General features: G+C 66.7%; 21 protein-coding genes. 11 read left to right on the top strand and 10 right to left on the bottom strand.

From position 1 onward, the window contains the following. Positions 1-32 precede the first annotated feature (32 nt). The 4 genes from TX79_RS00370 to hisF all read right to left on the bottom strand — a co-directional run bounded on the left by TX79_RS00370 (position 33) and on the right by hisF (position 3,551). Entirely contained in the window at positions 33-824 is a 792-nt protein-coding gene (locus TX79_RS00370) for a hypothetical protein (protein WP_154660434.1), read from the bottom strand. Positions 825-887: 63 nt separating this feature from the next. Continuing rightward, positions 888-1,715 carry a hypothetical protein gene (locus tag TX79_RS00375; RefSeq protein ID WP_049925007.1) on the bottom strand — a complete coding sequence of 276 codons (828 nt, stop codon included), beginning with the start codon at positions 1,713-1,715 and terminating at the stop codon, positions 888-890. Positions 1,716-1,758: 43 nt separating this feature from the next. Beyond that, positions 1,759-2,619 carry a hypothetical protein gene (locus TX79_RS00380; RefSeq protein WP_049925009.1) on the bottom strand — a complete coding sequence of 287 codons (861 nt, stop codon included), beginning with the start codon at positions 2,617-2,619 and terminating at the stop codon, positions 1,759-1,761. 116 nt (positions 2,620-2,735) lie between these two features. Beyond that, complete coding sequence (gene hisF / locus TX79_RS00385; RefSeq protein ID WP_049925010.1) at positions 2,736-3,551, bottom strand: imidazole glycerol phosphate synthase subunit HisF; 816 nt, start codon at positions 3,549-3,551, stop codon at positions 2,736-2,738. A gap of 134 nt (positions 3,552-3,685) precedes the next feature. Between hisF and TX79_RS00390 the strand changes: the two genes are divergently transcribed. After that, positions 3,686-3,871, top strand: a complete 186-nt coding sequence (locus TX79_RS00390; protein ID WP_049925011.1) for a DUF7550 family protein — start codon at positions 3,686-3,688, stop codon at positions 3,869-3,871. Between the two features lie 7 nt (positions 3,872-3,878). Here TX79_RS00390 and TX79_RS00395 read toward each other — a convergent pair whose 3' ends face one another. Continuing rightward, entirely contained in the window at positions 3,879-4,106 is a 228-nt protein-coding gene (locus TX79_RS00395) for a ribbon-helix-helix domain-containing protein (RefSeq protein WP_049925012.1), read from the bottom strand. Between the two features lie 110 nt (positions 4,107-4,216). Continuing rightward, entirely contained in the window at positions 4,217-4,516 is a 300-nt protein-coding gene (locus TX79_RS00400; protein ID WP_049925013.1) for a hypothetical protein, read from the bottom strand. A gap of 226 nt (positions 4,517-4,742) precedes the next feature. Here TX79_RS00400 and TX79_RS00405 point away from each other — a divergent pair, with 226 nt between their 5' ends. Genes TX79_RS00405 through menD form a run of 3 tightly spaced genes read left to right on the top strand, consistent with a single transcriptional unit; the run spans position 4,743 to position 8,532 of the window. Beyond that, positions 4,743-5,339 carry a sulfite oxidase-like oxidoreductase gene (locus TX79_RS00405; RefSeq protein WP_049925014.1) on the top strand — a complete coding sequence of 199 codons (597 nt, stop codon included), beginning with the start codon at positions 4,743-4,745 and terminating at the stop codon, positions 5,337-5,339. Positions 5,340-5,371: 32 nt separating this feature from the next. Beyond that, complete coding sequence (locus TX79_RS00410; protein WP_049925015.1) at positions 5,372-6,718, top strand: isochorismate synthase; 1,347 nt, start codon at positions 5,372-5,374, stop codon at positions 6,716-6,718. Further along, positions 6,715-8,532, top strand: a complete 1,818-nt coding sequence (gene menD / locus TX79_RS00415; RefSeq protein WP_049925016.1) for a 2-succinyl-5-enolpyruvyl-6-hydroxy-3-cyclohexene-1-carboxylic-acid synthase — start codon at positions 6,715-6,717, stop codon at positions 8,530-8,532. The genes TX79_RS00410 and menD overlap by 4 nt, the downstream gene beginning before the upstream one ends. 113 nt (positions 8,533-8,645) lie before the next feature. On the opposite strand, the gene TX79_RS00420 is transcribed toward menD, so the two are convergent. From TX79_RS00420 to TX79_RS00435, 4 genes are all read right to left on the bottom strand, one after another. Beyond that, complete coding sequence (locus TX79_RS00420; protein WP_049925017.1) at positions 8,646-10,148, bottom strand: MATE family efflux transporter; 1,503 nt, start codon at positions 10,146-10,148, stop codon at positions 8,646-8,648. Next, complete coding sequence (locus TX79_RS00425; protein WP_049925018.1) at positions 10,148-10,744, bottom strand: TetR/AcrR family transcriptional regulator; 597 nt, start codon at positions 10,742-10,744, stop codon at positions 10,148-10,150. Before TX79_RS00425 ends, TX79_RS00420 begins: the two co-directional genes overlap by 1 nt. Positions 10,745-10,884: 140 nt before the next feature. After that, on the bottom strand, positions 10,885-11,886 hold the full coding sequence (locus TX79_RS00430) for a DnaJ domain-containing protein (RefSeq protein ID WP_049925019.1): 1,002 nt from the start codon (positions 11,884-11,886) through the stop codon (positions 10,885-10,887). A 106-nt stretch (positions 11,887-11,992) separates the two neighbouring features. Beyond that, a complete protein-coding gene (locus TX79_RS00435) occupies positions 11,993-12,613 on the bottom strand; it encodes a helix-turn-helix domain-containing protein (RefSeq protein WP_230198519.1) in 621 nt (206 codons plus the stop codon). Positions 12,614-12,846: 233 nt separating this feature from the next. Here TX79_RS00435 and TX79_RS00440 point away from each other — a divergent pair, with 233 nt between their 5' ends. The 7 genes from TX79_RS00440 to menE all read left to right on the top strand — a co-directional run bounded on the left by TX79_RS00440 (position 12,847) and on the right by menE (position 21,980). After that, the gene (locus TX79_RS00440) at positions 12,847-13,968 is read left to right on the top strand and encodes an NADH dehydrogenase (RefSeq protein ID WP_049925022.1); all 1,122 of its coding nucleotides are present in this window, start codon (positions 12,847-12,849) and stop codon (positions 13,966-13,968) included. A gap of 375 nt (positions 13,969-14,343) precedes the next feature. Then, positions 14,344-15,237 carry a 1,4-dihydroxy-2-naphthoyl-CoA synthase gene (locus TX79_RS00445; protein ID WP_049925023.1) on the top strand — a complete coding sequence of 298 codons (894 nt, stop codon included), beginning with the start codon at positions 14,344-14,346 and terminating at the stop codon, positions 15,235-15,237. Between the two features lie 221 nt (positions 15,238-15,458). Continuing rightward, on the top strand, positions 15,459-16,727 hold the full coding sequence (locus TX79_RS00450) for a DUF7405 family protein (protein WP_049925024.1): 1,269 nt from the start codon (positions 15,459-15,461) through the stop codon (positions 16,725-16,727). An 83-nt stretch (positions 16,728-16,810) separates the two neighbouring features. Next, positions 16,811-18,133, top strand: coding sequence for an iron transporter (locus TX79_RS00455; RefSeq protein WP_049925026.1), 1,323 nt, complete (start codon positions 16,811-16,813; stop codon positions 18,131-18,133). A 279-nt stretch (positions 18,134-18,412) separates the two neighbouring features. After that, complete coding sequence (locus tag TX79_RS00460) at positions 18,413-19,357, top strand: 1,4-dihydroxy-2-naphthoate polyprenyltransferase (RefSeq protein WP_049925027.1); 945 nt, start codon at positions 18,413-18,415, stop codon at positions 19,355-19,357. Then, entirely contained in the window at positions 19,354-20,433 is a 1,080-nt protein-coding gene (locus TX79_RS00465) for a mandelate racemase/muconate lactonizing enzyme family protein (RefSeq protein WP_394324988.1), read from the top strand. Before TX79_RS00460 ends, TX79_RS00465 begins: the two co-directional genes overlap by 4 nt. After that, complete coding sequence (gene menE / locus TX79_RS00470) at positions 20,421-21,980, top strand: o-succinylbenzoate--CoA ligase (RefSeq protein ID WP_049925028.1); 1,560 nt, start codon at positions 20,421-20,423, stop codon at positions 21,978-21,980. Before TX79_RS00465 ends, menE begins: the two co-directional genes overlap by 13 nt. The last annotated feature ends 95 nt before the right edge of the window (positions 21,981-22,075 follow it).

Raw genomic sequence — 22,075 nt, forward strand, 5'->3', positions numbered from 1 at the left:
CGATCAGTCGCCAGCACGGCACGGCTCGGCGATCAGTCCTCGAGGGACACGACCCCCTCGGTCGAGTTGAAGTGTACCCGACGGTCCGGACTGACGGTGAGGCTGGCACGGGCGTACGCGAGGTCGTCGGGGCGCTCGATGACCAGCACCGAGTGTCGGGTAGTCACGTCCGTCGTCCCCAAGGGAGGATCGGTCCGATACCCGTGGAGGTGGAGCGCGTCCCCGTCGGTCTCGACCCGGACCCACTGATCGACGATCGAACTCGAACCCCAGCCGGATTCGACGATGACGACGACCCGATCGTCGAAATCCACGGTCTCGAGGCCGTCCGTCTCGCTCGCCTCGAGATCCACGATCGACTCCAGGTCGTCCCGCGTCTCGAGGAGTCGGATGGCGTACTCGGCGTTCGTGAGCGCGCCGTCCCCATCGTCCGTTTCACCGTCGCCAGCCCAGGGTGGCTGGAGTGCCGGATCGGCGAGTTCGACGCCCTCGAGGACGTCGAACGCGAGCGTCGGCTCCCGGGACATCCCCGCGCCGAGGTACTCCTCGTCCCACTCGTCCGGTCCGGTATCGCCGGCCGGCCGGTCGATTTCGTGCGGCGGTTCGTCCACGCGGGGCGTCTCCGTGACCACTCCGGGGTCGTCCGTTTCCGCCCCATTGCCCTCTCGATCGTCTTCGTCGGTTTCACCCGGGGCCTCGTCCTCGGCACTCGAGTCGTCGCTGGTCTCCTCGGTCGTCGGGCCGGCGTCGAGACAGCCGGGAGCCAGTGCGACGAAGAATCCAGCCGCACCCGCGAGAAGGCGACGTCGTCCGCGATGAGTCATGCCCGTCCGTTCGGCGATTACCGACATATGCTTTCGGACCGGCCGGGTGCCCGCCCTCCGTGATCAGCAGGTGGCGTAGGTCGCCGCCAGCGTCTCGTCGGGCGTCTCGTGGAGGTCCACGCCCTCGAGGGCGTACCTCCCCGTCGTAGCCGCCTCGACGTTCGTGGCCAGTCCCGTCGCTACCGCGTCGGCGAGGGCCGCCTCGTCGTCGATCGCCTCGAGATCGACCCCCGGGAACACCACGGACTGCGCGGTGACGCTCCCGGAGCAGTCGACGCCGAACTCGTCGGGGGAGGCCCCCTCGACTCGCTCCCCGTCGAACTCCGCGGCGACGAGCGCTCGGTTCCGGTACTCCGCGTAGGCCGCCAGGTCGTCGTCGTAACTGCGGCTCTCGGATTCGCGTTTGGTCTCGAGTCGGTCGTGAATCACGGTCTCGGTCGCCTCGAGGTCGAGTCCGGCGGCCTCGACGGGATTGCCCGAGGCGTCGGGCGGCGACGGGGCACCGACGCCCGGGAGGATCGACGGCGGAACGATCCCCGTCGCGAACAGCGCGACGACGAGTCCGACGACGGCGATCACCGGGAGATACGGCTTCGCGACCTCGAACCAGCTCGGGGTGTCCAGGTCACGTTCGACGTCGTCGTATGTCTGTTCGATCTTCTCGAGGTCGTGATTGCCACACCGCGAGCAAGGCGGGGTGAACTTGACGTGATCGCGGCCGCAGTGCTGACAGCGCCAGACGTAGGTGGTCCCGGTGTCGACGGTTCCGTCGTCCGTCGCCGCCTCGTCGGCCCTGACGACCGCTTTCTCGAACGTGTTGTGCCCGCAGTTGTCACAGGGTGGGTCGTTCTCCGCGTGCGGTTTCCCACACCACGTACACCGCCACTTCACTGGTAGAAGGATCGATCGACGCGAGAAAAAACTGACGCTCCGGCTAACACGTCGCGTACAGCACGAAGAGTTCGTTCTCGTAGACGTGCACGTCGATCGCTTCGTAATCGTGCGCCGAGTAGACCGCCCGCTCACCCGACGGATCGAACTCGAGCGCGCTTGCGATCATCTCCGCCGCGTCGGACCCGTTCTGGTAGGCGGCGATTCCCCGCGGGTTCACGACGCCGGTCGAGTACGCCCTGACCGAGCGGCTGCACGGGAGATCGTACTCCCCGGGGTCCGGTTCGCCGACCGGGTCCCGACCGCTGGCAGCGCGAACGTCGTCCCGGTTCAGGAACGTCGCGAGGGACTCGAGTTCGGAATCGTAGCGCTTGCTCGGGTCTCCCCGTCGCTCGCGTTCGGCCTCGAGTCGCTCGTGGACCTCCCGGCCGACCGCATCCAGATCGACCTCGGTCGCGCTCTCGACGTCGGCGGTGGGATCGAGGTGGAGTTCGGTCACGGTATCGCCCTCACCGGGGGCGTCGGGCGGCGACGGCGGCCCGAGACCGGGAATCATCGACGTGGAGACGATTCCCGTCGCCGTCAGCCCGATCACGACGACAAACAGGAGGATGATCGGCACGTAGGGTTTGATCGCCGTGAGGTAACTCGCCGACGGCGTCAACTCGTCGACGTCCTCGAAGGACGGTTCGCGCTGCTCGAGGCGCGCGTTCCCGCATCGCGAACAGGGCGGGTTGTTCTTGACGTGCTCCCGGCCACAGTCGGGACAGGCCCAGACGAGCGACTCCGGGGAGGCGACCTTCCCGTCACCGTTCGTTGGAACGAACGAGTCGTGGCCGCACGACCGACACGGCGGATCGTCGCGCTCGTGTTCGGCCCCACAGTTCTCACAGCGCCACGCCACGGATCGTACGGATGGATGCAGTCAGCAATAAATAATCTTCCGGAGGAGAACAGGTGAACTGAATCCGTCGACGGTGAAACACGATCGAGACGACCGTTTTCGTGGTCCGCCTCCGGTTAGAGCCGAACCGGAACGCCGCGTTCGTCGAGGTACGCTTTCGTCTCCTCGATCGAGTACTCGCCGAAGTGGAAAATCGACGCCGCGAGGCCTGCGTCGGCACCGGCCTCGGTGAACACGTCGTACATGTCCTCGGGACCGCCACAGCCGGAGGAGGCGATGACCGGCGTGTCGACGACGTCGCAGACGGCCTCGGTCAGCGGGAGGTCGTAGCCCTCCTTCGTGCCGTCCTTGTCGATCGAGTTGACGAACAACTCGCCCGCGCCCCGCCGTTCGGCCTCGGCGGCCCACTCGAGGACGTCGATGCCGGTCCCTTCGCGGCCGCCTTTCTTGGTGCACTCGAACCAGCAGGACTCGCCGTCGACCTCGACGTAGTATTCGCCGCCCTCGTCGAACCGGCGACGGGCGTCGACGCTGATGACGATACACTGACTGCCGAAGGCCGCAGCGCCCTCGTTGACGAGTTCCGGCCGCTCGAGCGCGCCGGTGGTGATCGAGACCTTGTCCGCTCCCGCGCGGAGCGTCTCCTTGATGTCCTCGGTGGTGCGGATGCCGCCGCCGACCGTGAGGGGGATGAACACCTCGTCGGCCACGTCGCGGACGACGTCGAGCATCGTCTCGCGCCCCTCCGCGGAGGCGGTGATGTCGAGGAAGACGAACTCGTCGGCACCGGCCTGGTTGTACGCGCGCGCCATCTCGACCGGATCGCCGGTATACTGGAGGTCCTCGAAGTTGACGCCCGTGTAGACCGCCGGGTTCCCGTCCTCGTCGAGGTCGACGTCGATGCAGGGGATGATTCGTTTCGTCAGCGCCATTTCCTACGGTCCCGTTCGCACTCGGCGTAGTAAAGGGGCCTGATCGAACAGGTGTTGCCTCGAGCCGCCGACGATCGGCGGCGTCCCGGCGCGGTGTAGGTGTCTTTAAGGGACCGAGACGGCAAGGAACGCGTATGCCAGACGATACGGAACACGCCGACGACGATTCGGGTGCCGACGTGGGACACGACCTCGAGGCGGAACGGACGACCGCACCGATGAGCGACTACTCCTCGCGCGCCGTCGCGGTCGGGCTCGTCGTGATGGTGGTGGGCATCGCGGTCGCGTTCGGAATCCCGCTTCTGACGGTCGGCCTGTAGAACCGCGTTAGAAGACGTATTCGTCGTCGTGGCCCATCATTCCGTCGTCCTCGAGGCCACTCCCCGTCGCGGCCGGGTCCTCTTCGTCGGTCGGTCCGCTGGTCTTGTACGCCTTGATACCCGTCGACAGGAGGTCCTCGATCGCCTCTTCGCGGTTGACGAACTCCCCTCGCTCGACCATCTGGGCGATCTGCATCTCCAGGTGCTCCGGTATGGTGATCTCTACTTTCGGCATCTGATTCGGCTTTCGGCGAGGGGGTATTTAGGTTTGACGGGGAACTGCGTCGGGAGGAACTGACCGAGAACGGAGCGGCGAATCGGGACGCTGCGTGGCGCTGTCTCGAGTTATCGATTCCCCATGACCGAGTCCAGTGCGTTCTTCAGCGAGGTCCCCGGCTTGGTGAGCGTCTCGAGTTGCTGGGCCATCCGCCGCTGATTGAAGTAACTCGCGAACGCGAGGATCGTCGGCGGCCAAAGGCCGACGAACAGGCCGCGCTGTTTCTCGCCGCGGAGGAAGAAGTAGTACCACGACAGCCCGACCGACGCGGCTGCCGCGAGGAACGCGGGGCCCATCGCCTGTTCACCGACTTGCTCGGCTGCTTCTCCGGAGACCTCTCCTTCGGATAGCTGTTGTGTGCTCGCCATACACTCCGATAGTGGGGGAACCGCCACTAAGGGGTGACGAGGGTTTCGCGAAGTAGGCCCGGACTTGTGATGCTGCTGTAACTCTTTCACTCCGTTTCGACCCCGTCGCCGTCGGCGAATTCGGCCCTTACGAGCGGATGGACGTGTCACGAGGACTGGTGCCCTCGGTTCGACCCGCCGTCGTCGGGAACGTCACACCTACGGTCGTCCACGCCAAGGCTCGCGTATGGACCTCACCGACGTTACGGATCTCTACGAGGAGTTCGGCGACGAGCGCCTCCCGCCGGGACAGCGCGAGACCACGGGGTTCCCGGTGCTCTCGAAGGGGGACACCCCGGAGTTCGATCCCGACACCTGGGAGTTTTCCGTCACCGGCGCGGTCGATACCGAACTCTCGTTCTCCTGGGACGAGTTCCGCGACCTGCCGAGCGTCACCCAGCGCCAGGACTTCCACTGCGTGACCGGGTGGAGCAAGTTCGACTGCGAGTTCACGGGCGTCCCGTTCCCGGAACTCGCCGAGCGAGCCGGCGTCGACGACGACGCGGTTCACGTGATGTTCTCGGCGATGGACGGCTACACGACGGACCTCCCGCTCGAGGACTGCATGCGCGAGGAGGTGCTGTTCACCTGGGAGTACGACGGTGAACCGCTCCCGGCGGACCACGGCGGACCGCTGCGGGTCGTGACGCCCCACAAGTACGCCTACAAGGGCGCGAAGTGGGTCGACGGCGTCGAGTTCCTGACGGAGTCCGAACCGGGGTACTGGGAGAAGCGCGGCTACTCGCAGACCGCCAACCCCTGGAAAGAAGAGCGATATAGTTAGGCTGAAGGCCTGCCGGTCCTCACCTTTCGGCGATGGACCGTACGTCGGGTAAGAGAGGACTGACGACGACGTCGGGGGCCGGCGGCACGGAGCCGCTGGTCAGTCACAGTCGCCGACTCGGTGACGCCTCCGTCGGTTCGATCGTCGACGACGCGGACACTGCCCGCGTCCAGTGGGCGACGCCCGACGGCCTCGAGATCGTGGGTCGCGGTGTGGCTGCCCGGCTTACCGCGGCCGGATCGGACAGATTCGAACGGGTCCGTGAGCGGGCGAGGGAAGCGTTCGACGGCCTCGAACACGATGGGCCGTCGGTCGCCAGACCCCGCGCGTTCGGCGGGTTCGCCTTTCACGACGGGCACGAACCGAGGCCACCGTGGTCCGGGTTCGAGGCCGCGTCGTTCGTCGTGCCTCGCGTCCTCCTCGTTCGCCCCCCGGACGCCGGTGAGCAGTGGTTGACCGTCGTGGCGACCGATCACGGCGCGGCCGAGGAGCTTCTCGAGGAGTGGACGGCACGGCTCACGGCAGGGCCGGCGATGCGCCCGACCGGGTCGACGCCGGGCGTCGCTGCCACACGACGGAGTACCTCGTGCGAAGAGTGGGCAGAGCAGGTCGAAACCGCACTCGAGGAAATAGCGGCCGGCCGGTTGACCAAGGTCGTCCTCGCGCAGGCCCTGACAGTTACGCTCGAGGACCCCATCGCCGTTCCCACGACGCTCGAGCGGTTGCGCCGGGAGTACCCCAACTGTTACCGGTTCCTGCTCGGTGCGGACGACGGTGCGACCTTCTTCGGCGCGCCGCCGGAACGGCTGGTCTCGAAACGCGGTACCAACGTCGACACCGAGGCGCTCGCCGGATCGGTGCCCCGGGGTGACACGCGGGAGGCCGACCAGCGATACGTCGAGCGGATGCTCGAGGACGAGAAGTTCCGTCACGAACACGCGCTGGTGGTCGAGGCCATCCGCGACCAGCTGGAACCGGTCGCCAGCGAACTGACCGTCGACGACCGAACGGTCAGACGGCTGGCGACCATTCAGCACCTCCAGACGCCGATCTCGGCAACGCTCGAGGCGGATCGCCACGTCCTCGAACTGGTCGAAGCCTTACACCCGACGCCGGCGGTCGGCGGCGTCCCGCCCGACGTTGCCTGGGAGACGATCCGCGAAACGGAATCGTTCGAACGGGGCCTCTACGCCGGGCCGATCGGCTGGTTCGACGCGGCCGGCGACGGCGAGTTCGCGGTCGGACTCCGCTCGGGCGTGGCCCACGACGGAACGGTCACCCTCTTCGCCGGCAACGGCATCGTCGCCGACAGCGACCCGGACGAGGAGTGGGACGAGGTCCAACTGAAGTTCCGACCGATCCTCGACGAACTCGAATGACCGCACCGAATCGCTCGACCCTGTGGGGCCGTACGCTCGTCGACGAACTCGCCGCGAGCGGCCTCGAGGCGGTCTGTCTCGCCCCCGGAAGTCGATCGACGCCGCTGACGGTCGCGTTCGCCGAACACCCCGACGTACGGGTCTATTCGCACCTCGACGAGCGATCTGCCGCGTACTTCGCGCTCGGCCGCGCGCGTCGGACCGGCGAGCCGACGGCACTCGTTTGTACGTCCGGAACGGCTGCTGCGAACTTCCACCCGGCCGTGCTCGAGGCCGACCGCGCGCGGGTGCCCCTGCTCGTGCTGACGGCGGATCGCCCGCACGAACTCCGTGACAGCGGGGCGAACCAGACGGTCGACCAGGTCAAACTCTACGGCGACGCCGTCCGCTGGTACGCCGAACTCCCGGACCCGGAAGCCGACGAGCGAAAGGTTCGTAGCCTCCGGACGACCGCAGCGCGTGCCCTCTCGGAAACCGTCGGCGTTGATCCCGGGCCGGTTCACCTGAACTGCCCGTTCCGCAAACCCCTCGAGCCGCTCGAGCGGGACGACCACGTCCCCGAGGAGTTCGGTGAGACGCTCGCCGGACGAGGCCGCGATGGTCCGTTCGTCGGGACGACGAACGGTCGACGAACGCTCGAGGGCAACCCGTACGACGCCCTCGTCACCGCCCTCGAGCGGGCGACCAGGCCGTTGATCGTCGCCGGGCCGGCCGATCCGGTCACCCTGTCGCGGCTCGAGCCGGACGCCGTCGTCGCCGTCGCCGACCGTCTCGGAGCACCGATCCTCGCCGATCCGCTCTCGGACCTGCGCTTCGGTTCCCACCTCCCCTCGAGCGACCACTCCGGCTCCTCGCCCGTGTACGCGGGCTACGACAGCTACGTCGACCGACTTCCCGAACCGGACGTCGTCCTTCGGGTCGGCGCGTCACCCACGTCCAAACGGTTGCGCCACTACCTTCGGGACGCCGACGCCCGGCAGTTCCTGCTCGATCCAGCCGGTCAGTGGCGGGAGGCGACGTTCACCGCGACCGATCTGATCGGGGTCGCCCCCGACGCCGCGTTCGACCGCCTCCGCGACGGTCTCACGGAAAGGGACCGAACGGGGGACGCAGGTGCCGACGACTGGCTCGAGGCCTTCGCCGACGCGGAACGTCGCCACTGGAACGTCCTCGACGATGCGCTCGGGACCGAGACGCTCGAGTCGGCACCCTTCGAGGGAAGCGTCCTCGCGTCAGTGTTCGACGGCGCGCCCGATCCGGCGACCGTGTTCGTCTCGAACAGCATGCCGATCCGGGACGCCGATCGGTTCGCACGGCCGCGGACGGCCGACCTGACGGTTCTCGCGAACCGTGGTGCCAGCGGCATCGACGGAATCACGAGCACGGCCCTCGGAGCCGGCAGCACGACCGACGACCCGCTCGTGCTCGTTACCGGCGACCTCGCGTTCTACCACGACGCGAACGGCCTGCTGGCGATCGATCGCTGTGGGATCGACGCCACTATCGTCCTGCTCGACAACGACGGCGGCGGCATCTTCCACAAACTCCCGATCGAGGCGTTCGACCCGCCGTTTACGGACCAGTTCAGGACGCCACACGGCCTCGAGTTCGACGCGCTGGGGGACCTGTACGACATCGCGTTCGACCGCGTTCACCCCCACGACTTCGAGGAGGCGTATCGCCGCTCGCTCGAGCGGGAGGGCACGCAGGTCCTCGCGGTCGAGTTCGACGCAGAACGGAGCCACCGGCGTCGCGAGGAACTCGAAGAACGGGTCCGCGACGCGCTCGAAGACGACCAGCCAGGAGATTCGTAACTCGGCGATGGGCGATCGAACGTCGACCGTACTCGTAGAGACTACTGAACGACATTTCTGGACAACTGCGATCGTTCGGCGGTCGCGCCGAGCAATCGGCACGACAATCCCTCTCAGTCGTCGTTAGTCGACGCGGCGTTCGATCCGACTCCCTCGGGGGAGGGACCGCTCTCGGTGAGGTTGCCGTCGCGCCAGGTGCCGCGTTTGAACCAGAGGTACGCGACGACTCCGCCGACGACGTTCGAGATCGGGAACGCGATCCAGAGGCCCATCGCATCGAGTGGGCCGGAGGCGATCCAGGCGACCGGGAGCCGAACGAACCCGAGCGCGATGAGCGAGATAACGGCCGCGATCATCGTGTGGCCAGCCCCGCGGAATCCACCGGTGTAGGCGCGCATGACGCCGATGAAACCGAAGCTGAGCCCGGCCACGCGGAGGAACGTCGTGGCGTGGTCGACCACCGCTGGATCGGGCGAGAAGACGGTAGCGACGGGTCTCGCAGCGAGCACGATGAGCCCACCACCGATCGTGAGGAGCACGAGCATAGAGCGTGCGCCGAAGTGGTTCGTCTCGGCGGCGCGGTCTATCTCCTCGGCTCCGATGTTCTGGCCGGTCATCGTCTCGATCCCCTGGGAGACGGCGAGCGCCGGGAGGAAGATCACCGAGAAGACGCGCGTCCCGATGCCGTACGCGCCGCTGACTGCGTTCGGGAAGGTCGCGACGACGACCAGAAGCAGGGTGATGGAGATCGATCGAGCCGCCCCTTCGATGGAGGCCGGAAGCCCGATCTCGAAGACGGTCCGCCCGAACGCTGGGTCCGGAACCATCTCCGAGAGGCGGATCTGGACGCCGTGATTCCCCCGGAACATGATCGCCAGTCCGACGGCGAGGGCGAGCGCCCGGGACCCTACGGTCGCGATCGCAGCACCGCCGATTCCCCAGCCGGTGAAGCCAGTTGCCTCGAGTGCCGACGCTTCCAGTCCGCCGAGTCCGAGGGCGGTGAACATCGGGTTCGCCTCGAACCCGAAGATGAAGATCGGATCGAGGACGATGTTGAGAATCACCGAGCCGGCCATGACGTACATCGGCGTCACCGTGTCGCCGTAGCCGCGCATGAGCGACATGAAGACCGCGAAGCCGAAGACGGCGAACAGGCCGACGGCGTAGACTCGCATGTACTCGACGACCAGCGGCGCGACGGTGTCGTTGACCCCGAGGAGCGCGGTGATGTCGTCGACGAAGACGTATCCCAGGACGCCGAGGACGATGGAGATGACGGCCGCATAAGCCATCGTCTGCGAGGCGGCGTACGCGGCGCGCTTCTCGTTGCCGGCCCCGATGTGCTGAGCGACGAGTACGCTGCCCGCGACGGAGACCCCGAGAGCGAGCGAGATCATCAGGAAGACGACCGGGAACGCGAACGTAATCGCGGACAGTGCCTCGGTGCTGTGGCGGCCGAGCCAGAAGGTGTCGGCCAGGTTGTACAGGACCTGAAAGAGGTTCTGGACGACGATCGGTAACGAGAGGAAAAACAGCGGCCAACCGATGTCGCCGGAGGTGAGATCCAGGTCCTCGGGTCCCTTGAACAACGAGTCCACGGAATCTCTGAGCCCCATCAGGCGGTCACCTCCGACGCGCTCTCGTCGACGAGGTACGCGTCGACGTACGTGCGCGCTGCCTCGTAGGAACGGTCGATCGGGTGTCCAGCGGCGACCTGTCGCGTGTGCGCGCCACTGATCGCCGTCGTCAGGAGGTCGGCGGCCAGCTCTGGATCGACGCGATCGTCGAACTCGCCCGCGTCGACCCCGTCAGCGATCACCTCCCGCAGTCTCGAGACCAGGGCGTCGTCGAACGCGCGCAGTCTCTCCTGGATCGTCTCGTCGTACGGTGCCTGCGCACGTACCTCGAGCATCGCGGTCTGAAAGTCGATGCCCGGATCTGCCTCCGGGTCCGCGAGTTCCATGGTGAGCAACGTGTCGAGCCGCTCGCGTGCGGTTTCGCCCGACGCACCGTCCAGTCGGTCGCAGTACTGCTCGTAGAGGTACTCCAGAAACGCTTCGAAGAGGCGTTCCTTGCTGTCGTAGTGGTAGTGGAGGCCCGCCTTGCTCAACTCCGATTCGTCTGCAATCCGTTGCATCGTCAGGTCCGCGTAGCCGTGTTCGCAGAGGGCGCGGTAGGTCGATTCGAGAATCGCTCGTTCCGTATCGTCCATTCGATACGACACTTACTAACCAGTCAGTCAAAAGTGTTGGGAAGACGGACGACTCCGTTCCGGCGGGTTCGAGTTCTACGGCAAAGCAATCAGAGAGTCCGATCGACTCGGCAGCAGGTTCAACACCCGATCTTGTCCGTTCAGGGCCGCAACACCCACCAGAACGCGACGGCGTAGCCGAACGGAAGCCACGCGGCCCCGAGCACCACGGCACCGACGACCGTCGCGGGCGAGAGGCCGAACTGAGAGAGACCGATCGGGAACAGCAGGCTCCAGGAGCCGAACGCTGCGATGGCGACTCGAGGCTTCGTTAGCACGTACGCGACCAGAACGAGCGTACACGCGGCGACGACCGCGTTCACGGTGGGCGGGAACGCGGGCGTGAGGCTAGCGACCACGAGGATCGGATAACAGAGCCAGAGACAGCCCAGCAGAACCAGCGTACTGTGGGAGAACCGTTCGCCGGTCCACTCGAGTTCGACGTCGTTCTCCCAGTCGTGGACGGCGTATCGGAACGCGGACGACTCGCCGTCGGCGTCGGAACTCGAAACGGACGAGGACGAGTCGAACGGCCGCCCCCGACGCGTTTCGTCGTCGGTCGTCGATTCGTCGGTCCGACGCTGGCGTTCGGTCGCTGCTCGAGCGTAGCGGCGATAGCGTTCCTCGGCCGTCGTTCTGGTACGGTGGCGACCACGCTGCCGTCGACGTCGGCGATCCGACCCTGACGATTCGGTTCCGGTCGCCTCTCGAGAGGCGGTTCCGCCGGTCGCGTGAGCGGCGGCGGAGTCACCGCCGTGCTGGTCGGTCGTTTCCGTCGCCCGTCGTCGCCCGTCCGTTGCCGTTCCAGGTTCGCTCGGCCCTCGATCGGCGGTCGATTCCGTGGACTGATCGGGTTCAGCCGCAGCGTCGCCCTCGATAAATCGAACGTACGAATCGTGGTCGAGTCGATCGTAGCGGGCGCGTTCCGCCTCGTCGGTGAGGACGCCCTCGGCCCGAGCGACCCGTTTGAACTGCTCGGCTGCGTCATCGTCGTCGTTGTGGTCCGGATGCGTCTCGAGGACCCGTTCCCGGTAGGCGGCTCGAATCTCCTCCTGGGTCGCGTCGGTATCGACCCCGAGGATCTCGTAGTAGGTCTCGCCCATCGAGCGATGCGGAGTTCGTACTCGGACGAGAAAATCTCTCCGTCCGGTAGTCGTTCCGCTAACCACCGTTCCGACAGTGGGGACGAACGGGACGTGATCGAACGTCTCAGAACGGACCGCCGTCGACGAGGGCCTGCATCACGGTCCGTTCCGCGCGACGGAGCAACTCGCCCGCCGTCCCGCTCGAACAGTCCAGTCGGTCGGCGACGTCCTCGAGAGACGCGTCCCGGGTCGCGTGATAGTACCCACAGTCGACGGCCACGGAGACGGCCTCGTACTGACGCTGGGTGAGATCAGCGCGTGCGTCGATTCGTCCCGCCCGGTAGTCGCCGACCGACTGAACTTCCACGTGCATTCGCTCGGCGGCGTCTTCGACGGCCGCCTGGATCGCATCGTCTGGTCCGATCGCCCGCAGTCGAATCGTGCCGTCGGATCGGTACTCTAGCGGCGGAATGACGATCAGTCCCGGCTGTTCGAACGCCGTCGCGTACATTCGAACGGAATCGGTCAGCGGCTCCCGAACGTGGACGTACAGGTAGAAGGACTCGTCCCGACAGGGTGCCAGTTCGTAGTCGAACACCGACGAGACCTCTTCGAAGGTGCTCTCGTAGGGCTCCCGCGGCCCGTCGACGTAGAACAAGACTGCGTACTCGTCGGTCTCGTATCGTTGGTTGTAGAGCAGTCTGGATGCGTCGTACTCGTCGTGGTCGACGATAAACTGGTGCATCGGATACCGTTGATCCGGCGGTTGGTGGATACGCACCTCGAGGTAGCGCATTCGTTGGCTCCGTCTTCGTGCAGTTCCGTCTACAACGTATCGGTTCGGCAACTCGAGAACGGGGTCGAGCGGTTTACAGGTATCGCGTTCCCCGGTTCTGTTTCCGACGACGCCCTCGTATAAACCCTCCTCAAATATGCGGACGAAGCCGTACGATCGCTTCGGCCCACCATTTACCCGCTATGACGACACCGAGCACGCCATCGATTCGATCGACGGAATGGCCGGCCATACGTACGCACGGGAGCGAACGTATTCGAGCGGCCGGCGTTGCGGGCGCGGGAGGTGCCGGATTTCCCTCCTACGCGAAGTGGCAGGACCTCGAGACGGTCGATTCCCTGCTGGTGAACCATCAGGAGAGCGAGCCGAACTACGTCGCCGACAAGTGGCTCGGGGACACCCACGCGGCGGCGTTCGCAACGCTGTTCGAGACGTTACTCGAGCAGGCGTTCGACCTGATCGTCGTCAGCGCGAAATGGATAGACCGTACGGAGTACCTGCAGGAACTCGAGGCCGAAACCGGTGGAACCGTGATTCCACCGGGGGAACTCCCGCTGGATCGGGAGGCCGAATCGGGCGTCGTGTTCGCCTACACGGACGACGAGTACCAGTACGGCATGGAGAGCGTCCTGCTGAACGTCGTCGACGGAACGGTTATCGGGGACGATCTCCCGACGGACCACGGCTGGCTGGTCCAAAACACGGAGACGATGTACAACATCTACCGGGCACTCTCCGAGGGGGTACCCGTGACGCGGACGTACGTCCACGTCAGCGGCGACGTTCCGCGAGATCGGTTCCTCGAGGTACCGGTCGGAACGCCCGCGAACGACCTCCTGAACGCGGCCGGACTCTCTGCCGAGGCACTTCCCTCGGAGACGGTACTCGCGGATGGCGGTCCTGGCTGGTGTTTCCCGATCGACACGTCGCCGGCGGAGTACGGCGTCACCAAGAGTACGAACGGACTCCTCGCTCTCGACGAACGGACGGTCGACGGGAGCGAACTCGGTACCGGTCGACTCGACGTCCGCGACGAGTACGAATGGGATCGTCGGACGGTTCCACCCGAACCGACGGAAATCGAACCGACGTCCGTTCGGATCCCGTTGATTACGAATCCGGAATACGACGTCGTCGAGCCAGGGGTCCCATCCGTCAGCGTCGGCGACCGTGTGGAACGCGGCGAGCGCATTGCGAACCCCAGCCCAGACGGGATCAGTATTCCCCATCACGCGTCGATCGACGGGACGGTTTCGGCGGTCACCGAGACGGTCATCGAGATCGAATCCCCCTCGAGTGGGTAGGAAGACCCCAACGTGGAGGGGTACCGCGAGCGTCCGTAGTGGCCGACCCGGTCACCGTCCGGTTCGTTTCTTGGACCGCAAAGTTCCTTCTTTCCGCGTACGTGTCCGGGATGGACCGAAATCATGGACAATCGATCCGGACCCGGAGCCATTCGTTCGTGACCCGTTTCAACCCGATAAATCAGATATCGCTATACGAAATTGGGTGATGATCCGGCCGTCTCGGAGCTGTCCGAAGGTGGTCGCTCGACTCCGAAATCTAGCTCCTGGTGTAGTCCTCCTACCGGCGCACTCGCAGTCCGTCTCGACGCCTCGTCGCCGCATTGTGCCGACGACGCGAACCTATATCTGCCGCCGCCGACCACATGCGACCAAATGGTTTCGGAACTCTTCGACCCCGACCAGTGGGAACCGGTCACGGAACTACACGACGACTTTCGTGACATCACCTACCACCGCGCAGTCGATTCCGGGACGGTTCGAATCGCGTTCGACAGGCCGGAGGTCCGCAACGCGTTTCGGCCGGGAACGGTCGACGAACTGTACGACGCGCTCGAGCACGCCAAACGCCAGACGGACGTCGGCTGCGTGCTGCTGACGGGGAACGGACCGTCGCCCAAAGATGGGGGCTGGGCGTTCTGCTCGGGGGGCGATCAGACGATCCGGGGTGAAGACGGATATCAGTACGAGGGGAGCGAAGAACGTGCCTCCGAGCAGGGGCGACTTCACATTCTCGAGGTACAGCGGTTGATCCGCCACATTCCCAAGGTCGTCGTCTGCGTCGCTCCAGGATGGGCCGTCGGCGGCGGTCACTCGCTGCACGTCGTCTGCGACCTCACGCTCGCCAGCGAGGAACATGCGAAGTTCCTCCAGACCGATCCCGACGTCGCGAGCTACGACGCCGGCTTCGGCTCCGCGTACCTCGCCAAACAGATCGGCCAGAAGAAAGCCCGCGAGGTGTTCTTCCTCGGGAAGACCTACGACGCCGAGGAGGCCGCCGAGATGGGGATGGTCAACGAGGTCGTCCCTCACGAGGAGCTCGAGGAAACGGCCCTCGAGTGGGGCGAGCGGATCAACTCGAAGAGCCCGACGGCGATGCGGATGCTCAAGTACGCGTTCAACATGACCGACGACGGCATGATCGGCCAGCAGGTCTTCGCCGGCGAAGCGACGCGACTCGGATACATGACCGACGAGGCCAAGGAGGGCCGCGACGCCTTCGTCGAGGGCCGCGAACCGGATTTCGACGACTACCCGTGGCATTACTGAGCCGACGCAAATCGTGGGCTTCGGCGAACGGTTGCGAACCGTCTCGTTGACGACCACGCGAACAGAAACCGGTCCCCTGGACGAACGCGTGACTGTCTGGGACGAGACCCCGACGACTTCAGTCGCGTGAGGCAGTCAGAGACGCGAACTCCGTCCTCCACTACCGCACATTCGACGCAGAAGCGCAACGTTTTGGGTGTGTCAGGTGTGATACTCGACTAGTGACGGCACCGAACAATTCCACGCTCGGGCGTCGGGAGTACGTTCGAGCACTCGTTGCGGCCGGGGGGATGTCCGCCCTCGGGGCGTGTCTCGAGCTATCCGACGACGAGAGCCCGGACGTGCCGTCCGGGACCGACGACCCTGGGTCCCTGCCGGAGCGCCAGCACGCCTGGAACGAGTCCCTCGCGACCGACGAGGACGGGAACGTGCTGTTGCCGGAACACCACGTGTTGGTGCCGCTGTCGCTGACCACGTCGATCGACGACGACGCACGCGAGACGGTCGAAACGTCGCTGCGAACGCTCGAACGGGCCTACGAGTGGAGCAACGCGGGACTGGTGTTTACGATCGGCTACACGCCGGCGTACTTCGAGCGGTTCGACGCGTCGCTCCCCGACGCGGTCGATTTGCCGGCACCGGAGCCGCTGGCACCGGGGGAGGACCCGGCATTCGACGAGTACGACGCCCTCCTGCATCTGGCCAGCGACGACCCGGCAGTCGTCCTCGAAGCCGAAGAGGGGCTGTTCGGCGACCGGAAGAAAGTCAACGATCACGACGTCGAGACCGACCTCGCGGACGTCTTCGATCGGCTCGAGGACCGACGTCGAACCGGGTTCGTCGGCGAGGGGCTGCCCGCCGAACACGCGGACGTGGACGGCGTCCCCGAGTCGATCCCGGAGGAGGCACCCTTCTTCATGGGCTTTCGATCGGGCTTTTCGGCCTCCCAGGCCAGCGAGGACCGCGTGACGATCGAAGCGGGGCCGTTCGCGGGCGGGACGACCCAGCACGTCGAGTCGATGGACGTCAACCTCACCCAGTGGTTCGAACAGGAGAACCACTACCAGCGGGTGTCGAAACTGTTCAGCCCCGAACACGCCCGGGAGGAACTGGTCGGCCAGGTCGGGGAGAAACTGGGGACGTCGAACGGGCTGACCACCGAACGGATCGAGGCGACGGATGCCGACGCTCGCGATCCCGGCGTCGTCGGCCACGCACAGAAGACCGCTCGAGCACGGGAGGACGGCTCCCCGTTGCTGTTGCGCCGTGATTTCAACACGGTCGACGGCGACCGACCGGGCGTGCACTTCCTCTCGCTTCAGCGACGGATCGGCGAGTTCGTCCGCGTTCGCGACGAGATGACCGGTGCGGACCTCGAGGTCCCGGAGGCGAACAACGGGATCCTCCATTACGTCTTCGTCGAACGACGGGGGAACTACCTCGTCCCACCGCGGTCGTTGCGGGCGCTGCCGCCGGCGATCCCGGGCTGACAGCCCTCTACAGGTCGTTTCAGGACTTCGAATAGCCGATACCGAACCACCAGACGACGGATGCAACAGACGGACCCCAACACATGCAGGAGAGAGACGCCATAGATCGACGCTCGTTCGTTCGCGCAACGGCCGCCACGTCGGCGATGCTCGCGGTCGCGGGCTGTGCCGGTGACGACGGCCCCGAGGACGATAACGAAACCGACGCCGACGACGACGGATCGGCGGGCGATCCGAACGACGACGATCCGTCGGTCCCGCAGTTCATCGAGGTCGAAGACCCGCCGGACGCGGTGTACGTCCCGACCCATCGGGAGTCGATGCGGATGCTCGAGCCGGTCGAATCGGGCGATATCGCCGTTGCACCGATGCTCTCGTATCCCCACCCGTTCTGGATCGTGGCAGGGGGCGACGAGGAGTCCGTCGAGCAGGAGCAGGTCGACGACGGGTCGGGCGTCCACCTCATGCTGACGATCTGGGACCGCGAGACCGGCGTCGTTCTGCCGGTGGACGAGGGATTGCAGGTCCGCGTCTACGACGAGGACGGCGACGAGGTCGCCGACTCCCCGCTGTCGCCCTGGACGATGATCTCTCAGGGGATGGGCTTTCACTTCGGGGACAACGTCTCGCTTCCCGACGACGGCACCTACACGGTCGAACTCACGGTCCCACCGCTGTCGACCCGGACGACTGGCGACCTCGAGGGGCGACTCGAGGAGACCGAGACGGTGCGCTTCGAGTTCGTCTACGACGACGAGTTCCGCGATGAGGTCGTCGGCGGCGTCGAGTACTTCGACGAGGAGTACTGGGGCCAGCGCGACGCCATCGAACCGATGCACCACGGCGACCACGGCGGCGAAGACGAGAGTCACGAACACGACGACGATGACAGCGGTGACGGGGACCACAGCGAACACGACGGTGACGCCGACCAGGGACACGGACACGGGATCCCTTACTCGGAGTTGCCAGAGATCGACGCCTATCCGGGCACCCTCCTCGTCGATCCGGAGGCGAGCGAGGATCCCGAGGAGACCACGGACTTGCCGGAGAGCGGCGACGCCCGGTTGCTAGTGAGCCTCCTCGAGTCGGACCATCGCCTCGCGGACGACGGCAGCTACCTGCTGGTCTCGCCGCGGACGCCGTACAACCGGGTACCGCTTCCCGACATGGCGCTGGCCGCGACGGTCGAACGCGACGGCGAGACCGTCGCGGAGACGCCGCTCGAGCAGACGATCGACGGAGAGTTCGGGCACCACTACGGAGCGCCCGTCTCCGACGTCCGACCGGGCGATTCGGTGACCATCGAGATCCAGTCGCCGCCGCAGGTCGCACGCCACCAGGGCTACGAGACGGCGTTTCTCGAGATGCCGTCGGTCGAACTCGAGGTGCCAGCGGAGCACTGAGCGACGAACGAGTCGTTCGGGTGGTCGCCGCGTCGTCCCTTGCCGTAGATACCTCGAGTCCGACGACGTAGCCGCCGAGGTGACCAGGCCGAACGCGAATCGATGGTCGCGCAGGCGACTCCGACGTGGGTAACGTTGGGACCGACGACGCCGAGAAGACTCACGGAACGGATTACGGATCACGTGACGACAGGGACGAAACCGATCCAGCCGACGGCCCGGGGAAGCGCCGGCCGCAATGCCAACGTTGACACTCTCTCGAGTGGGACACTCGAGTAAATGAGCACCGCCGAGTCAGAGACTTCGCGAACGAAAGCGTGGCTGATGGCCGCCCGGCCCCAGACGTTGCCGGCGGCCGCGGCCCCGGTGATCGTGGGGACGGGGCTGGCGATCCACGACGGGACGTTCGCCCCGTTGCCGGCGCTGTTTGCCTTCGTGGGCGCGGCGTTGATCCAGGTCGGAACGAACTTTGCGAACGACTACTACGACGCGATCAAGGGTGCGGATACCGAGGAACGGGACGGATTTACCCGGGTCACACAGTCCGGACTCATTCCGCCCGAACGGGTCAAACAGGCCACGATCGCCACCTTCGGGCTGGCGATCCTCTCGGGGACCTATCTCGTCTACGAGGGCGGCCTCCCGATCCTGGTGATCGGACTCGTCAGCGTCCTCTGTGGGTGGGCCTACACCGGTGGCCCCTATCCGCTCGGCTACCACGGTCTCGGCGATCTGTTCGTCTTCGTCTTCTTCGGGGTCGTCGCCGTCGTCGGGACCTTCTACGTCCAGGCTGCGGCGGTCGTCGCCGAACCGTTCACGACGACGATTCCGGAGTACACGGTCACGCGGGAGGCCTTGCTCGCGAGTCTCCCGGTCGCCGGCATCTCGACGGCGATCCTCGTCGTCAACAACGTCCGCGACCTCGAGACCGACGCCGAAGCCGGGAAGCGAACCCTCGCGGTTCGGTTCGGCTACGGGTTCAGTCGCCTCGAATACGTCGCGCTGCTCGGCCTCGCGTACGTGGTTCCGGCGTGGCTCTGGGTCCGCGAGGGGTTCGGCCCCGGCGTCCTGGCCCCGCTGATCACGATTCCGTACGCGGCCGTCCTCGCCCGGACCGTCTGGACGCGGACCGACGGCGACGCGCTGAACCCCGCGCTCGAGGGAACGGGGAAACTGCTCGCGCTGTACGCGGTCCTGTTCGCGGCCGGTATGGTGGTGGTATGAACCTGGCGACGACCGACGACCTCCGGCTCGAGTACCGGCCGTTCTCGCTGTCGCTCGCGGAGTCGCTCGAGACGGCCCACGGGACGATCGACAGCCGCGACGGCTTTCTGGTTCGCATCGTCGACGCCGGCGGCGACGCGGCGGACGAGGCGGTCGGCTACGGCGAGGCGACGCCGCTGCCCGGGTGGACCGAATCGCGAGCCGACTGCGAGGACGCCCTCGAGCGCGCCCGCTCGGCGCTGGAAAACGGCGGTCCGGAGGCGGCCCTCGACGCGGTGGATCGCCAGGTCGCGGCGCGACACGGCGTGACGCTCGCGCTCGCGGACCTGCAGGCCAGGCGGAAGGCCACGCCGCTGTATCGCTACCTCGGACAGGGGCCGATGATCGCGCGCATCCCGGTCAACGCGACCATCGGGGACGTCTCGGCCGACGACGCGGCTGAACGTGCTCGTGAGGCTGCCGATCGAGGGGTCCCCTGCTGCAAAGTGAAAGTCGGCGCGCGATCGATCGAGGAGGACGTCGAACGCGTCCGCCGCGTTCGCGACGCGATCGGACCGGACGTCGAACTGCGGGCCGACGCCAACGAGGCCTGGACCTACGACGAGGCCGCGCGGGCCGTCGACGCGTTCGCCGACCTCGACGTCGCGGTACTCGAGCAGCCCCTTCCCGCGGGTGCGCTCGAGGGCCACGCTGCGCTCCGCGGAGACGGCGTCGACATCGCGCTCGACGAAGGGGTGCTCGAACACGGCGTCGACGCGATCTGTTCCGCGGACGCCGCGGACGCCGTCGTCCTGAAACCGATGGCCCTGGGCGGCATCGACGTCGCGCGTCGCATCGCGGCCTGGGTGTACGAACTCGAGGTGACGCCGCTGGTGACGACGACAATCGACGCCGTCGTCGCGCGAACGGGGGCCGTCCACCTCGCGGCGGCGATTCCCGACCTCCCGCCGGCGGGCGTCGCCACGGCCGATCGGCTGGCCGAGGACCTCGGCAGCGATCCGGTGCTGTTCGAACGCGGCTCGGCGGTCGTTCCGCAGGCGAAGGGCCTCGGCGTCGAGGGGGTGTGGGAGTCGTGACGCCCCTCGAGTGGCCCGCGCGGGACCTCCTTTCCCACCGCGTCGACGCGACGCCCCAGCGGACGGCGCTGATCGACGCCGACGAGGGGACGCAGTGGACGTACCGGGAGTTCGACCGCCGGGTCGAGGCCGCCGTCGCAGCGCTCGAGCGCGAGGGAATCGGTCGCGGCGACCGCGTCGGGACGCTGCTCGATACGCGGCCCGCGTTCGCCGTCCTCGTCTTCGCCGCGATGCGACGGGGCGCGACGCTCGTCCCGTTCCACGCGCGCGAAACGGTCCCGGAACTCGTCTCGAAGGCGTCCCGGACGGATCTCGCGGCCCTCGTCTGCGGGCGGGAGACGGAATCGACCGCGCTCGAGGTGGCCAGGGGGCTCGATGAGGCTCCGACGCTCCGTTCGGTCGACGAACCGACGGACGGGGCGGTGTCGCCGGTACCGACGTCCCCAGAGACTGGTGAGAACACGGCTTCGGAGCCCGCCTCGCTCGCTCGCGAGGACACCGCCGTGATCATGTTCACTTCCGGGACGACGGGCCGGCCGAAGGGCGTCCGACTGACGGTCGGCAACCTGGTCGCGAGCGCGACTGCCTCGGCGTTGCGACTGGGCGTCGATCCGGACGACCGGTGGCTCTGCTGTCTCCCGATGTTCCACATGGGCGGGCTCGCGCCGGTCCTCCGGTCGACGCTGTACGGGACGACCGTCGTGATCCAGCGCGCGTTCGATCCCGCCGAGACGGCCCGTGTGATCGAGCGCGAGGCCGTCACGGGCGTCTCGCTGGTTCCGACGATGTGCAAGCGGCTGCTCGAGGTCGGCTGGGAGCCCACCGACGCGTTGCGATTCGTCCTCCTCGGCGGCGCTCCCGCGTCGGAATCGTTGCTCGAGCGCTGTCGCGAGCGAAACGTCCCGGTGTATCCGACCTACGGAATGACCGAGACGGCCTCGCAGATCGCGACGGCGACCCCCGAAGAGACGGCCACTCACGAAGGGACGGTCGGCCAGCCGCTCGTGAACACCGACGTAACGATCGTCGACGAGGAAGGGCAACCGGTCGAGACGGGCGTACCCGGCGAGATCGTCGTCTCCGGGCCGACCGTGACGCCGGGGTACCTCGAGGCCGAACACACCGAGTCGGCCGTCTCCGATCGGGGACTCCGGACGGGAGATATCGGCCGTCGGGACGAGGACGGCCGACTCTGGATCCTCAACCGGCGCAGCGACCGGATCGTCACCGGCGGCGAGAACGTCGATCCCGGCGAGGTGATCGAGGTCCTGCGATCGCATCCGAACGTCGCGGACGCGTCGGTCGTCGGACTCGCCGATCCCGAGTGGGGCGAACGCGTCGCCGCGCTCGTGGTTCCCGCCGAGGACGGTGCTCTCGAGCCCGAATCGATCCTGGCCCACTGCGAGGATCGACTCGCCGGCTTCAAACGCCCGAAGACGGTCGCCGTCGCGGACGCACTCCCACGGACGGCCTCGGGGACCGTCGATCGCGAGGCGGTCCGCGATCGGTTGCGCGAGGACGGCGTGGACGTCGCGAGCCGCAGTTGAGGCCCTCACCTCGAGCGTCCCCACTCGAGTGTGTCATAGAATCGTTCGCGTGGATTTTGAACCGATCAATTCCCTCTTACATGCGGTGGCGCGCG

It is taken from the genome of Halopiger goleimassiliensis (genome assembly GCF_000455345.1).
GTDB classification, from domain to species: Archaea; Halobacteriota; Halobacteria; order Halobacteriales; family Natrialbaceae; genus Halopiger_A; species Halopiger_A goleimassiliensis.

What these genes read in the sequence shown, in the direction of transcription:
- TX79_RS00420 (WP_049925017.1), bottom strand. Translation starts at nt 10,148, where the DNA reads ATGGGGCTCAGAGATTCCGTGGACTCGTTGTTCAAGGGACCCGAGGAC.
- TX79_RS00400 (WP_049925013.1), bottom strand. Translation starts at nt 4,516, where the DNA reads ATGGCGAGCACACAACAGCTATCCGAAGGAGAGGTCTCCGGAGAAGCA.
- TX79_RS00460 (WP_049925027.1), top strand. Translation starts at nt 18,413, where the DNA reads ATGAGCACCGCCGAGTCAGAGACTTCGCGAACGAAAGCGTGGCTGATG.
- hisF (WP_049925010.1), bottom strand. Translation starts at nt 3,551, where the DNA reads ATGGCGCTGACGAAACGAATCATCCCCTGCATCGACGTCGACCTCGAC.
- menD (WP_049925016.1), top strand. Translation starts at nt 6,715, where the DNA reads ATGACCGCACCGAATCGCTCGACCCTGTGGGGCCGTACGCTCGTCGAC.
- TX79_RS00425 (WP_049925018.1), bottom strand. Translation starts at nt 10,744, where the DNA reads ATGGACGATACGGAACGAGCGATTCTCGAATCGACCTACCGCGCCCTC.
- TX79_RS00405 (WP_049925014.1), top strand. Translation starts at nt 4,743, where the DNA reads ATGGACCTCACCGACGTTACGGATCTCTACGAGGAGTTCGGCGACGAG.
- TX79_RS00435 (WP_230198519.1), bottom strand. Translation starts at nt 12,613, where the DNA reads ATGCACCAGTTTATCGTCGACCACGACGAGTACGACGCATCCAGACTG.
- TX79_RS00455 (WP_049925026.1), top strand. Translation starts at nt 16,811, where the DNA reads ATGCAGGAGAGAGACGCCATAGATCGACGCTCGTTCGTTCGCGCAACG.
- TX79_RS00390 (WP_049925011.1), top strand. Translation starts at nt 3,686, where the DNA reads ATGCCAGACGATACGGAACACGCCGACGACGATTCGGGTGCCGACGTG.
- TX79_RS00410 (WP_049925015.1), top strand. Translation starts at nt 5,372, where the DNA reads ATGGACCGTACGTCGGGTAAGAGAGGACTGACGACGACGTCGGGGGCC.
- TX79_RS00395 (WP_049925012.1), bottom strand. Translation starts at nt 4,106, where the DNA reads ATGCCGAAAGTAGAGATCACCATACCGGAGCACCTGGAGATGCAGATC.
- TX79_RS00370 (WP_154660434.1), bottom strand. Translation starts at nt 824, where the DNA reads ATGACTCATCGCGGACGACGTCGCCTTCTCGCGGGTGCGGCTGGATTC.
- TX79_RS00430 (WP_049925019.1), bottom strand. Translation starts at nt 11,886, where the DNA reads ATGGGCGAGACCTACTACGAGATCCTCGGGGTCGATACCGACGCGACC.
- TX79_RS00440 (WP_049925022.1), top strand. Translation starts at nt 12,847, where the DNA reads ATGACGACACCGAGCACGCCATCGATTCGATCGACGGAATGGCCGGCC.
- TX79_RS00465 (WP_394324988.1), top strand. Translation starts at nt 19,354, where the DNA reads ATGAACCTGGCGACGACCGACGACCTCCGGCTCGAGTACCGGCCGTTC.
- TX79_RS00445 (WP_049925023.1), top strand. Translation starts at nt 14,344, where the DNA reads ATGGTTTCGGAACTCTTCGACCCCGACCAGTGGGAACCGGTCACGGAA.